Origin of the sequence: Sphingomonas sp. 7/4-4 (assembly GCF_027941955.1) — a bacterium.
Lineage (GTDB): Bacteria > Pseudomonadota > Alphaproteobacteria > Sphingomonadales > Sphingomonadaceae > Sphingomonas.
On the sequence record NZ_CP115960.1, the window covers coordinates 2610970 to 2623328 of the forward strand.

The following is a 12359-nucleotide window of genomic DNA, read 5'->3' on the forward strand; positions in this document are numbered from 1 at the left end:
CTGCCGGGCACCGCCGAGCTTCGGAAGCCACGATCGCGGCCGGGCTGGCGGCGATCGCGATGATCCTGGGCTGGCTCGCCGGGCGGCATATCGGCACCCGGATCGCCGCCGCCTGGGCCGAGCGCATCAACGGCAACGCCGCGACCTTCCACCTGCGCGCCTGCGCGATCGTGCGCTGGAGCTCGGCGGCGATCCTGCTCGGGCTGATCGCCGTGAGCTGGCCATGGATGCCGCTGGGCGCGCTGGTCGTCGGGCTGGTTCAGGCCTTTTCGGTGGCGATGCTCGCGGTCGCCGTACTGCGCGGACTCAATCTGCCGCGCTGGGCGGCCTGGACGCTGGCGGCGCTCGCCTTCGTCGCGGTGCTCAGCCACGCGATCGGGGGCTTCTCGGTGGTCGAGGTCACGCTCGATCGCGTCGGCATCCAGATCGGCCAGCGGCGCTTCTCCTTGCTCTCGGCGCTCACCATCGGCGTCACCGTCCTGCTGCTGTTCGCCGGCGTGCGGCTGGCGAACAAATTGCTGAGCCATTCGATCGGCAGTGTGCGCGGGTTCGATCCGACGCAGAAGCTGCTGGTCCAGAAGCTCGCCGGCATCGCAGTGGTGGTGCTCGCCTTCTTCATCGGCGTCGACCTGCTCGAAGTGGACCTCACCGCCTTCACGGTCTTCTCGGGCGCCTTCGGGCTCGCGATCGGCTTCGGCATGCAGAAGACGATCGGCAATTTGATCGCGGGGATCCTCCTGCTGATGGACCGATCGATCAAGCCGGGCGACGTGATCGTGGTGGGCGACAGCTTCGGCTGGGTGAACAAGATCGGCGTCCGCGCGGTCTCGGTGGTCACCCGGGACGGCAAGGAGCATCTGATTCCGAACGAGAATCTGATGACGCAGGAAGTGGAGAACTGGTCGTACACCGACCGCAACGTCCGCGTCCGCATTCCGGTGACCGTCGCTTATGACTGCGATCTCAAGCTCGCGCAGGAACTGATGCTGCGCGCCGCCGCCGAGAGCCCGCGCGTGCTCGACAATCCGAAATCGAACGTGTGGCTGATGGCATTCGGCCAGACCGGTGCCGAGCACGAGATCCTCGTCTGGATCAGCGATCCCGAAAGCGGCGTGGGCAATGTGAAGAGCGATTTGCTCAACCGGCTCTGGGTGCTGTTCAAGGAACATGGCATCCAGATCCCTTATCCGGTTCGCGACGTGCGCGTGCGCGAATGGCCGGGGCGGGAAAAGGCGTAGGACAACAGGCGCCTCCAAACGCCGTCATTCCGGAAGTTACGAACCTTCTTCACTCCCCTCTCCCGCTCAGCCCGTTCCACGCCTATCTTGCGCCCGTGAGTTCCCAGCCGATTACCGCCCGCATCGCCGACGGCGTCGCTTCGATCCCCTCGGCGGAGTGGGATGCCTGCGCGGGCGAAGCCAATCCGTTCGTCGGCCATGCCTTCCTGTCGATTCTCGAGCGATCGGGATCGGCGACTGCACGTACGGGCTGGCAGCCGCTGCCGATCCTGGTCGACGGCTGTGCGGGGGCCGCCGGGGCGATCGCGCCAGCCTATGTCAAATCGCACAGCCAGGGCGAATATGTCTTCGACCATGGCTGGGCCGATGCCTGGGAGCAGGCGGGCGGGCAATATTATCCCAAGCTGCAGGTGGCGGTGCCGTTCACGCCGGTGCCCGGGCCGCGGCTGCTGCTGCGCGACGAAGCGCTCGCGCCGGCGCTGATCGCGGCGATCGAGGCAGTGACCGACCAGAACCGGCTGTCCTCGGCGCATGTGACCTTTATCGAAGACGCGCAGCTGCGCTGGTTCGAGAGCGCCGGGTGGCTGGTACGCGCCGGCACCCAGTTCCACTGGCAGAACCAGGATTATGCCGGCTTCGACGATTTCCTCGCCGCCCTCTCCAGCCGCAAGCGCAAGGCGATCCGCAAGGAGCGCGCCGCGGCGCTGGAGGGCCTGACCGTCCGGCATCTGACCGGCGCCGAGATCACCGAGGCGCATTGGGACGCGTTCTGGGAATTCTATCAGGACACCGGATCGCGCAAATGGGGGCGGCCTTATCTGACCCGCGCCTTCTTCTCGATGCTCGGCGCGGAGATGGCGGACAAGGTGCTGCTGATCTTCGCCGAGCGCGACAATGTGCCGATCGCGGGAGCGCTCAACCTGATCGGTGGGGACGCGCTGTACGGGCGCTATTGGGGTGCAGTCGAGGAAGTGCCGTTCCTCCATTTCGAGCTTTGCTACTATCAGGCGATAGACGCCGCGATCGCGCGCGGTCTGGCGCGGGTCGAGGCGGGCGCACAAGGCGAGCACAAGCTCGCGCGCGGCTATGCCCCGGTCACCACCTGGTCCGCGCACTATATCCCGGATCCCGGCTTCCGCCGCGCAGTGGCGGACTTCCTGCGGCGGGAGCGCGAGGCGATAGAGCGCGAGCAGGAATGGCTGGGGAAATGACGCCGTTCAGGCGCGGGGGATGATGCTCCCGCTCTCTGCAAGCACCTGTGGGAACGGCAAGTAGCATCCTCGTGCTCCGGCGAAGGCCGGAGCGTTGGCGGTCGAAGGAAAGGCTCTCCAGCGCTCCGGCCTTCGCCGGAGCACGTATATGCTCAAGGACAGCAATCTGACTAAGGCAGAGGCGAAGGCGATGCCTCGGGCTCGGGCAGGTTGCTGGTGAACTGGCGACCGTCGTTGAGGATAAGGTCGCGCTCCCATTTGGGGAGCGGCAGCTCGCCGGGGCGGATGACCGGCGCAGGAACATTGTGATCGACGCGGTAGAGCCCGCTATGGCTGTGATCGTCGACATAGATGGGCACCAGCCCCTGCAGGAAGCGCTGGTCGAACTGCGGCGGGCGGATCATCCAGACATAATCGAACGCATCGCGCGGGAAGCGAGTCAGCGCCCAGGCCACCGGGCGCCACCATTCGCGCGGGCACTGGATGTCGGTGACGATCTGCGAGGGATCGTGCGCGAAGCGTTGGGCGTCGGCATAGCGCACCGTCAGCAGCTGGGCGCCGGGCATCGACCATTGATCGTTGGTGTAAGCGAGCTTGCGTTCGAGCGCGAGCGCGGGGACGTGCTGGAGGCGCGTCATCTTCCACTCGTTGTAGCAGGTCTCGCCGACGAAGCTGACCAGCCGGGCGCCTTCGGGCAGATGCTCGAGCGCCTTCAGCTCGCGATCATAGGATTTGTCGTAGAGGAAGAAGCTCCACGTCGTCGCGGCGATGCGCGCAGTGAAGAACGCCATGCCGATCGCCGCCACCACTGCCGCGCCGCGCATCGACATGCCCGGCTTGGGGCGGATCGCGATGATTCCGATCGCCATCAGGAACGGCACCAGCCGCATATCGGCATAGGCCGATCCGAACACGATCCGCGGCAACAAGACATAGACTGCCGCGAGGAACAGGAACGACAGGCTCAGATTGCGCGAATACTGGAGGTTGGGGTCGCGGATCGCCTTGAACAGCAGCAGGAACAGCACGCCGACCGAGGCGATGTCGAACAGCTGCCAGCGATCGCGGAAGACCTGGACGATCCACAGCATCTTGGCGCGCCAGTTGAACCAGTCCGCGGTCTGCCCGGTGACATGGCCGCCGCTGCGCCACATCAGCATCAGCAAGGCGGGCGGCGCCAGCACGAGGCACTGGATGCCCGCCTTGAACCAGGGAAGCAGCCACTCGCGGGCGAAGCCCTGTCCGCGATGCGCATCGTGGTGGCGGACCAGTTCGGCCGAGAAAGCGAGTACGCCGAGCACGCCCCAGCCGAATGTGTGCGTGATCCAGATCAGCACCGAGATCGGCAGGAACACGAGGCTGCGGAAGTGGAACTTGCCGAGTCGCCCCAGCCGCAGCCACCAGCCGAAGGCGAGCAGCGCCATGCCCATCGACAATGCGAAATTGACGAAGCCGAAATGGAAGGGGAAGGCATAAGCCAGCGGCAGCGCGAACAGGGCCGTGGCGGGAATGCGGCCATGGACCTCGCGCGCGATCATCAGCAGCCCGGCGACGGTCATCGCAGGGATCGTGATGACGATCAATTTGACCGCGAGTTCGAGCCCGAACACCTTGGACATGGGGATGACGAGCAGGTCGACTCCCAGATTGCCCATCAGGCTCCAGCTGAAATTATACCAGTCGTGCAGGTGTGGATATTGCGCGTAATCGAGCTGGACGCGGTACCGCCCCATATGACCGGGCAGGTCGACCAGCGGCGGAATGTCCGGCCACAGCAGAGGCACGATCGCCATGAACGTGGCGAGCGCCACGAACCATCGTGTCTGCCACCAATGCAGCCTTTCGCCCCGATCCATCGCGCGGCTTTAGTCGCGCATATGGGCTTGCCGCAAGCGGGCGTTAGCTACGCACGCGCCACACGAGGACAGGCGAATCCGCAATCGGGACCGGCTGCAGCCAGTCGAACCGTTCCCCCGCTCGAGGCGCGGGCCGAATCCGGCCGGGTTCCACTCGCGATAGACCTCCGGCTCGTTGAGGCCGGGACAGATCACGACATAGTCCGCCCCGGAACGGCGGATCAGCGCGTGCGCGGCTTCGGGCGTGCCGGTGAAGGCGGAAATGACGTCGCGCATCATCGCCATGTTCCGATGGTGGCCGCTGGCCATCGCCCGATGGTGCGTGGCCACGACGATATCGGGCGCGATGTCGAGCGGCGCGAACAACAGGGCCGGCGGCAATTGGGCGACGGCGCGGGCCTGGGTGCCGTCGATGCAGGCGGGATGCCCCGCCTCGGCGTAACGTTGCTGTGTCTCCCGGGCCGCCTGCGCCTGCGGGAAGCCGAGCAGTGAAAACGCGACGAGCCCCGGCGAGGCGGCGAGCAGCGCTCCGGCCGTGGCCAGCGTGCGCTTGAGTACGGAAGATATCGCCCGTGCCCGCGTCAGCATCGCGTGAAGTGCCCAGGCGGCGCCGGGAAGCGCGAATGCGCTGGCCGTAGCGCCCGCGCGCGCCACCAGCAACGCGAGCAGGAATGCGGGCAATTGCGCGGCGATCAGGAGGATCCATCGCGTCCGCGTTTCGCCTTCGCTGCCGCGGAGCGCGAGGACGGAACCGATCAGGCCGACGATCGGCAGGCCGATCGTCATGATCGCCCAGCTGGGATATTGCTCCCAGAAGGGAGCCCTTCGGAGACTTTCTGATACCACAAGGCGCGCGTCAGCGGATCGAGCTGGGCGAACGGGCCGGCGACGCATTCGGGTGCCGTAGCGAGCAGCAGCCCGAGCGGAACGCAGCCGGCCAGGCCGAGCGCCCCGAGCCGCAGCGCGAGCGGCGCCCGCCCGGCAAGCGTGGCGAAGCTCACCGCGACTGCGGCCGCTCCGGCCACCGCGACCCAGTCGAACGTCACCGCATCGCATAACGGCGCCGCGTAATGGAGCCCGCGCGTGGCCAGCTGAAGCGTCGCGAGGCTAGCGAAAAGCGACCAGGCGATGCCGAGGAGCACGAAGCGGCGGGAGGGCTCGAACGCCCATGCAATCGCTGCGATGCCGCACAAGGCGGCGGCGATCGGCAATCCCTCGAGCGAGATCATGATCAGCACCGCGAGGCAGAGCCCGATCGCCGCGCCGTTTCGCAGCGTCGGCTTGCCGAGCAGCAGGAACAGCGCCGCGAGCGCGAGCACCACTTGCCACCCGTGATGGTCGATCCGCATCGGACGCAGCTGGTACAACAAAGGAACCGAGAGCGGCGCAATCAGCACCGCGAGCCGGGCGCGTTCGGTGTCGAGGACTCGGCGCGTCAGCCCGGCGCCCAGCGCGAGCACTGCGAGCAGAGTGGCGAGCGGGACTATGACGAGCGCGATACGCTCCGCGCCCGCCTGACCGAATAGCGGCGCGGTCAGCAGCATGACCGCCGCCAGCGGCAGATCGACGAGCCGCGACCAGTGCATGTCTCCCGCGACGAGACGGTACTGGGTCACGTCCCACCAGCTCTGTCCCGCCAGCCAGTCGCGCACTTCCATGAGGCGCATGGCATCGTCGGGATCGGGAAACGCCAGCGTGTAGATGCTGCCGGCGCTGACAGCGAGAAGCACTGCGGACGCCAGCAGCCAGCCGGTCAGCACCGCCAGCCAGGGCGAGCGTTCGCTCATGCCGCCTTCAAGCGGCCCGGGACGAGGCGCTCGGAAGCGAGCGCGGCCTGTTCGCCTTCGGTGCCCGATTCGTGATATTCGGCATCCTCGTTGACGTTCCAGACGTCGTAGACCCGGCTGCCCGCCGCGATATTGCGGACGGTGAGCATCGCCGTCATCATCGCATGGTCCTGGTTGTTGTAGCGATGCATGCCGTTGCGGCCGACCATGTGAAGCGTGGGATAACGGCTCTCGAGCTCGCGGCGGAGCGTGTCGACATTGTCGCGATAGCTGTCGTCATAGACGGGATAGGCCTTTTCCTGACGCACCACCGCACCGCCGACGACCGTCGCGGGATCGGCCAGCCCGAGCTGCGCCAGCTCGCGCGTTGCGAGTGCGACCAGTTCGTCGTCGCTGGAGGTCCACAGGCCATCGCCTTCGAAGCAGAAATATTCGAGGCCGACACAGGCAATGCTCTCGTCGGGCACCATTTCGGGCGACCAGCTGCGGAAGTTCTGAACGCGGCCGACCTGGACCCCTCCTCATGGATGTAGATCCAGTTGTCAGGGAAGAGATCCTCGGAGCGGATCATCAGCGCGACGGTGAGGAAGTCGCGGTAATGAAGGTCCATCGCCGCCGGAATGCTCGCAGGGAGCGGCTGGATGCGACCGGCGAGCTCGCGCATCGGTGCCGAGGAAATCACGTGCGCGGCGTTGATCACGACCATCCGGTCGCCCTGCATGGCCTGCACGGTCCAGCGCTGCGTGGCATGGTTGAACGCCAGCGCCTTGAGCGCATGATCCATCAGGACGCGGTTGCCGCCCTCGACGACACGGTCGCGCGCGGCCTCCCACATCATCCCCGGACCTTTGCGCGGATAGCGGAAGGTCTCGAGCAGGGTCTTGGTGGCCATGCCGTCATTGGGCTTTTTGTTCAGCCCGAGCGAACGCTTGAGGCCGTCGATCACGGCCTTGCCGAGGCTGAGCCCCTTGATGCGCTGCGCCGCCCAATCGGCCGACATCTCGTCGCACGGCATGCCCCACACCTTCTCGGTATAGGTCTTGAAGAAGATCGAATAGAGCTTGTGGCCGAACTGGTTGACCACCCAGTCCTCGAAGCTCTTCACGTCCTTCTTCGGAAACAGCTTCGCCCTGGCATAGCTCGCCATGCACAGAGTCGAGGTCCACACGCCCAGGTTCATCAGCGCTTCGAAGGCACGCAGCGGATAGCTGTAGAATTTGCCGCCATAATAGATGCGGCTCATCCGCGGCCGCTCGATGAAATCGTCGGGAAGGATCTCGTTCCAGAGATCGACGACTTCCTTCGATTTGGAAAAGAAGCGGTGGCCGCCGATGTCGAAGCGGAAGCCTTCATGCTCGACCGTGCGGCTGATGCCGCCGACATAGACCGGATCCTTCTCGATGACCGTCACCGAATAACCCGCCTTGGTGAGCAGATAGGCGGCAGTCAGCCCGGCCGGGCCGGCACCGATGATGGCGACATCAACGGCGTTGGTGGATTCAGGCATTACTGGTCGTCCCCCGGTGCGAGTGCACGAGGAGGTACGGTCAAGGCGATAAAGTTAGGTTAACGCGAAGTGAAATCCGGCCTCAGCCGTCGCGCCGCCCGAGCAGCCGCAAGCGCAGCGCATTGAGCTTGATGAAGCCCGCGGCGTCGCGCTGGTCGTAGGCGCCCTGATCGTCCTCGAAGGTCACGACTTTCTCGCTGTACAGGCTGTTGGGCGAGCGGCGGCCGGTGACGGTGACATTGCCCTTGTAGAGCTTGAGGCGGACGGTGCCGGTCACCTTCTCCTGGCTGTGATCGATCGCCGCCTGGAGCATCTCGCGCTCGGGGGCGAACCAGAAGCCGTTATAGATCAGCTCGGCGTAGCGCGGCATCAGCTCGTCCTTGAGATGCGCGGCGCCGCGGTCGAGCGTGATCTGCTCGATCCCGCGATGGGCGAGATGATAGATGGTGCCGCCCGGCGTCTCGTACATCCCGCGCGACTTCATGCCGACGAAGCGGTTCTCGACCAGATCGAGCCGGCCGATGCCGTGCTTGCGGCCGAGTTCGTTGAGCGCGGTCAGCAAGGTCGCGGGCGACATCGCCTCGCCGTTCAGCGCAACGCCGTCGCCGCGCTCGAAATCCACCGTGATCGTCTCGGGCTTGTCGGGCGCGTCCTCGGGATTGACCGTGCGCGAATAGACATAATCGGGGACTTCGTCCCACGGATCCTCGAGCACCTTGCCCTCGGACGAAGTGTGGAGGAGGTTCGCGTCGGTCGAGAACGGCGCCTCGCCGCGCTTGTCCTTGGCGACCTGGATCTGGTGCTGCTCGGCGAATTCGATCAGCCGGGTGCGGCTGGTCAGATCCCATTCGCGCCACGGCGCGATGACCTTGATGTCGGGCGCGAGCGCGTAATAGCCGAGCTCGAAGCGGACCTGGTCGTTGCCCTTGCCGGTCGCGCCGTGGCTGACCGCGTCGGCGTTGACCAGCCGTGCGATCTCGATCTGGCGCTTGGCGATCAGCGGGCGCGCGATCGAGGTGCCGAGGAGATAGAGGCCCTCGTACAGCGCATTGGCGCGCATCATCGGGAATACGAAGTCCTTGACGAACTCCTCCTTCAGATCGTCGATGAAGATGTGCTCGCGCTTGACGCCCGCTTGCTCGGCCTTGCGCCGCGCGGGCTCCAATTCCTCGCCCTGGCCGAGATCGGCGGTGAAGGTCACCACTTCGCACTGATATTCCTGCTGGAGCCATTTCAGGATCACGCTCGTGTCCAGCCCGCCCGAATAAGCGAGGACCACCCGTTTGATGCCGGCATCGCCGGCGGGGCGGTTGATCTTGTCGGACATGAGGCAGGCGACTCCTGAGATGTGCGGGAAAACCGGGGGCGCTCTAGGGTTCCTGCACTCGCGGCGCAACCATGGTAAGAGCCGGGACGGAGGAGAGGATGGCCGAAACCAGGACCAAGCCGACCCAGATGCAGGTCGCCGACTTCATCCATGCCGCCCCGGACACGGTGCGCCGCGAAGATGCGAGGACGCTCCTCGCGCTGATGACGCGGATTTCCGACGAGGAACCGGTGATGTGGGGACCCTCGATCATCGGCTTCGGCAGCTATCATTACCGCTATGAGAGCGGGCACGAGGGCGACGCGTGCCGGCTGGGCTTCAGCCCGCGCAAGGCGGAGCTGGTGCTCTATGTCCTGAACGGCAGCCCCGAGCAGGAAGCCCAGCTCGCGCGGCTGGGCAGACACAGGACCGGCAAGGCGTGCCTCTACATCCGGAAGCTGGCCGATGTGGACATGGCCGCGCTCGAGGAGATTATTCGCGGGGCACTCGCCTCGATGGACGCGCGCTATCCGCGCTGACGCCTGTCCCACACGCCGTCATCCGGCGAAAGCCGGGATCCAGAGCCCCACAGACCATCACTTGTGACTCTGGTACTTGTGACTCTGGGCCCCGGCCTTCGCCGGGGTGACGAAAAGGGATTAGCCCGCCTCGCGCATCGCCTCGGGGGTGGCTTCGCGCAACGCCGTCTCCGCTTCCATCATATAGTCCCGGGTGATCGGCAGTGCCGTGCGCGAGCGCGAGAACTGGAGCTGGTAATTGACCAGCCCGCCATTGACGAAGGCGACATAGGACCCGGCGAGATAGAAGGTCCACATCCGGAAGAAGCGTTCGTCATAGAGCGCGACGATCTCGTCCTTCGCGGCGACAGTGCGGTCGTACCAGGCCTTGAGCGTGTGGGCGTAATGCAGCCGCAGCACCTCGATGTCGGTCGGGAACATGCGCAGGCCTTCATAGCCGCGCGCGATCTCCGACAGCGCCGGGATATAGCCGCCGGGGAAGATGTATTTCAGCGTGAACGCATCGGTGACGCCGGGGCCGCCCGCCCGCCCGATCGTGTGGAGCAGCATCACGCCTTCGGGGGTGAGCAATTCGCGGCACTTGTGGAAGAAGGTCCGGTATTGCGGCGTGCCGACATGTTCGAACATGCCGACCGACACGATCCGGTCGAACTGGCCGGTCATCTCGCGATAATCGATCAGCTCGAAGCGCACCTTGCCGTGCACCCCGCGCTCGGCGGCACGCTCGCGGGCGACCTTGAGCTGCTCTTCGGACAGCGTGATGCCGACGACTTCGGCGCCGGTCTTCTCGTGGAGATAGAGCGCCATCCCGCCCCAGCCGCAGCCGATATCGAGCACGCGCATGCCGGGCTCGATCGCCAGCTTGGCGGCGATATGCGCCTTCTTGTCGAGCTGGGCCTGTTCGAGGTTGTTCGCCGGATCGGTGTAGTAAGCGCAGCTATATTGGCGGTCGGCGTCGAGGAAGAGATCGTAGAGCCGCCGCGACAGATCGTAATGATGCGCGACGTTGCGCTTCGCCCGCCGCGCCATGTTGTAGCGGCCGATGCGGTGCATGACGGTGTTCGCCAGTCGGGCAAGCGGCTTGGGATCGAGCGCGGCGGTCGCGTCTTCCCAGCGATTGTTGCTCGTCATCAGCACGAGCAGGTCGAAGATGTCGCCCTGCTCGATCGCGAGACGGCCGTCCATGAAGCATTCGGCGGCGCCCAAGCTGGGATCGCGCACGATCGCCGCGGCTGCACCGGGGCCGAACCGTACCGTGACTGGCTTGATGTCCGGATCCGGCGCCCCGAAGCTGCGGCTGGTGCCGTCCGCATGGATCACTGTCAGCTGCCCGCGCTTCACTGCGCGCGTAAAAACGTATCGATCAACGCCATTGGCCGTACTCGTCAACAGCCCCCACCAGACCCTTAAATTAGATGCGTAACGAGTTTCCGCAATGCGGAAAAAACACAGGGACGCGCAAGAGCGCGGCGTCAGATGCCGGCATACCATTCATAGCCGTTCGAATCCTCCCAATAGCCCCCTTGCCCGCGCCGATTCCGGCCAGGCTGGCCACGGCTTCAATCCGCATGACGTACTTCGCCTGTTTGTAGCCGAGCTGGCGCTCGACCCGCAGCCGCACGGGCGCGCCGTGACCGACCGAAAGCGTTGCGTCGTTCATCGCCCAGGCGAGGATCGTCTGGGGGTGGAAGGCGTCGACCAAATCGATCGATTCGTAGAAGGGCGTGCCGCCGAAGCGGTCGGCGCAGTGGAAGACGATATAGCGCGCGGTGTCGCGGATGCCGGCGAGCTGGAGCAAGGTCTCGAGCCGCGGCCCCTGCCATTTGCCGATCGCGCTCCAGCCCTCGACGCAATCGTGCCGGGTGATCTGCGCGCGCTGGGGCAATGCCTGGATCTGCGCGAGGCTGAGACGGAGCGGGCGCGCGACGAGACCGTCGACCGTCAACCGCCAGTCGGCGAAGCGGTTGGCGGCGAGGGCATTGTACGCGGGCGTGTTCGGGCTCGCGGTGCCGTTGACCCGGAAGATCGGGCTGCGTTGTTCGGCGCGGAACTCGCGGGCGAGCGCGGCGCGCCCGTTGATCGAACGCTGAAGGAAACGATGCGCGTCCTCCGCGCGCATCAGCACCGGACTGTCGGTGAGCGAGATCGCAGCCGGCCAGCAGGCTGGCGCCGGTGCCGACGAGCAGGGTCCGCCGCGTGATCACGAATGATCCTCCTCGGGCACGCGCCACCAGCCGGTGATCATCGAGCGCACTTCGTTGATCGGGCCGGCGAGGATCACCAGCGTCAGGTGGATGACGACGAACAAGGTCATACACGCCATCGCGATGAAGTGGACCGAGCGCGCTGACTGGCGCCCGCCGAACAGGTCCGCCAGCCACGGCCACATGCCCGGCGAGATCGCGAGGCCCGATGCGATCAGCAGCGGGAGCAGCACGAAGATCACGCCGGCGTAGCTCGCCTTCTGGAAGATGTTATAGGCGCCCGGCTTGGCGGGATCGTGAAAGCGTAGCGCGAGATGCGCCCTGAGATCGGCGGCGAGGTGGCTTGGCGCCAGCTCTGCGCGGCGGATGCGCAGGTCGCGCTGGAAGTGGCGGTTGATCAGGCTGGCGATCATGTACGCCAGTAGCCCGAAGCCGAGCACCAATGCGAAGAACAGATGCCAGTGGCGCGCACCGGCGAGGCTGTAATGGCTGGGGATCGTCGCCCAGCCGGGGAAGCGCGGCAGCTCGAGCCAGGCGTGGTCGAAATTGGCGCCGTAATGCCCCCAATAGAGCCGGGGGTGCGCGTTGAAGATCATCAGCCCGCTGGGGATCAGGATCAGGATCGCGAGCGCGTTGATCCAGTGCCAGAGGCGCGTGAACAGCCGGTGCCGATAGACCGTGCGGGGCTCGGGAGGCGCATCCATTCCAGCC

7 protein-coding genes and 4 pseudogenes are annotated in these 12359 nt (G+C 65.8%); 3 read left to right on the forward strand and 8 right to left on the reverse strand.

Annotation, left to right across the window (positions count from 1 at the left end; translation table 11 throughout):
- Nucleotides 1–59: 59 nt before the first annotated feature.
- Complete coding sequence (locus PIB19_RS13155; RefSeq protein WP_336297143.1) at nucleotides 60–1238, forward strand: mechanosensitive ion channel family protein; 1179 nt, start codon at nucleotides 60–62, stop codon at nucleotides 1236–1238.
- Nucleotides 1239–1333: 95 nt separating this feature from the next.
- A pseudogene (locus tag PIB19_RS13160) lies at nucleotides 1334–2472 on the forward strand (GNAT family N-acetyltransferase).
- Nucleotides 2473–2619: 147 nt separating this feature from the next.
- Here the strand turns inward: PIB19_RS13160 and PIB19_RS13165 are convergent.
- The 5 genes and pseudogenes from PIB19_RS13165 to PIB19_RS13185 form a co-directional block, all read right to left on the reverse strand.
- Nucleotides 2620–4305: a hypothetical protein gene (locus tag PIB19_RS13165; RefSeq protein ID WP_271237734.1), complete on the reverse strand. Its 1686-nt coding sequence runs from the start codon at nucleotides 4303–4305 to the stop codon at nucleotides 2620–2622.
- Between the two features lie 9 nt (nucleotides 4306–4314).
- Nucleotides 4315–5091 (reverse strand): hypothetical protein, encoded by a 777-nt coding sequence (locus PIB19_RS13170; RefSeq protein ID WP_271237735.1) that lies wholly within the window; start codon nucleotides 5089–5091, stop codon nucleotides 4315–4317.
- Nucleotides 5088–6092 carry a hypothetical protein gene (locus PIB19_RS13175; protein ID WP_271237736.1) on the reverse strand — a complete coding sequence of 335 codons (1005 nt, stop codon included), beginning with the start codon at nucleotides 6090–6092 and terminating at the stop codon, nucleotides 5088–5090. The genes PIB19_RS13170 and PIB19_RS13175 overlap by 4 nt, the downstream gene beginning before the upstream one ends.
- Nucleotides 6089–7599 (reverse strand): annotated as a pseudogene (locus tag PIB19_RS13180) (NAD(P)/FAD-dependent oxidoreductase). The gene PIB19_RS13175 and the pseudogene PIB19_RS13180 overlap by 4 nt, the downstream one beginning before the upstream one ends.
- 82 nt (nucleotides 7600–7681) lie before the next feature.
- Nucleotides 7682–8926, reverse strand: a complete 1245-nt coding sequence (locus PIB19_RS13185) for an argininosuccinate synthase (protein WP_271237737.1) — start codon at nucleotides 8924–8926, stop codon at nucleotides 7682–7684.
- A 98-nt stretch (nucleotides 8927–9024) separates the two neighbouring features.
- On the opposite strand from PIB19_RS13185, the gene PIB19_RS13190 reads away from it, so the two are divergent.
- The gene (locus PIB19_RS13190) at nucleotides 9025–9444 is read left to right on the forward strand and encodes a DUF1801 domain-containing protein (protein WP_271237738.1); all 420 of its coding nucleotides are present in this window, start codon (nucleotides 9025–9027) and stop codon (nucleotides 9442–9444) included.
- A gap of 120 nt (nucleotides 9445–9564) precedes the next feature.
- Here PIB19_RS13190 and PIB19_RS13195 read toward each other — a convergent pair.
- The 3 genes and pseudogenes from PIB19_RS13195 to PIB19_RS13205 all read right to left on the reverse strand — a co-directional run bounded on the left by PIB19_RS13195 (nucleotide 9565) and on the right by PIB19_RS13205 (nucleotide 12352).
- A pseudogene (locus tag PIB19_RS13195) lies at nucleotides 9565–10817 on the reverse strand (class I SAM-dependent methyltransferase).
- 99 nt (nucleotides 10818–10916) lie between these two features.
- A pseudogene (locus PIB19_RS13200) lies at nucleotides 10917–11648 on the reverse strand (molybdopterin-binding protein).
- Nucleotides 11645–12352 carry a cytochrome b/b6 domain-containing protein gene (locus tag PIB19_RS13205; protein ID WP_271237739.1) on the reverse strand — a complete coding sequence of 236 codons (708 nt, stop codon included), beginning with the start codon at nucleotides 12350–12352 and terminating at the stop codon, nucleotides 11645–11647. The pseudogene PIB19_RS13200 and the gene PIB19_RS13205 overlap by 4 nt, the downstream one beginning before the upstream one ends.
- Nucleotides 12353–12359: the final 7 nt, after the last annotated feature.

Excerpts from the sequence above, each read along its gene's own strand:
- PIB19_RS13170 (WP_271237735.1), bottom strand. The coding sequence starts at position 5,091 with ATGACGATCGGCCTGCCGATCGTCGGCCTGATCGGTTCCGTCCTCGCG.
- PIB19_RS13185 (WP_271237737.1), bottom strand. The coding sequence starts at position 8,926 with ATGTCCGACAAGATCAACCGCCCCGCCGGCGATGCCGGCATCAAACGG.
- PIB19_RS13175 (WP_271237736.1), bottom strand. The coding sequence starts at position 6,092 with ATGAGCGAACGCTCGCCCTGGCTGGCGGTGCTGACCGGCTGGCTGCTG.
- PIB19_RS13155 (WP_336297143.1), top strand. The coding sequence starts at position 60 with ATGATCCTGGGCTGGCTCGCCGGGCGGCATATCGGCACCCGGATCGCC.
- PIB19_RS13190 (WP_271237738.1), top strand. The coding sequence starts at position 9,025 with ATGGCCGAAACCAGGACCAAGCCGACCCAGATGCAGGTCGCCGACTTC.
- PIB19_RS13165 (WP_271237734.1), bottom strand. The coding sequence starts at position 4,305 with ATGGATCGGGGCGAAAGGCTGCATTGGTGGCAGACACGATGGTTCGTG.
- PIB19_RS13205 (WP_271237739.1), bottom strand. The coding sequence starts at position 12,352 with ATGGATGCGCCTCCCGAGCCCCGCACGGTCTATCGGCACCGGCTGTTC.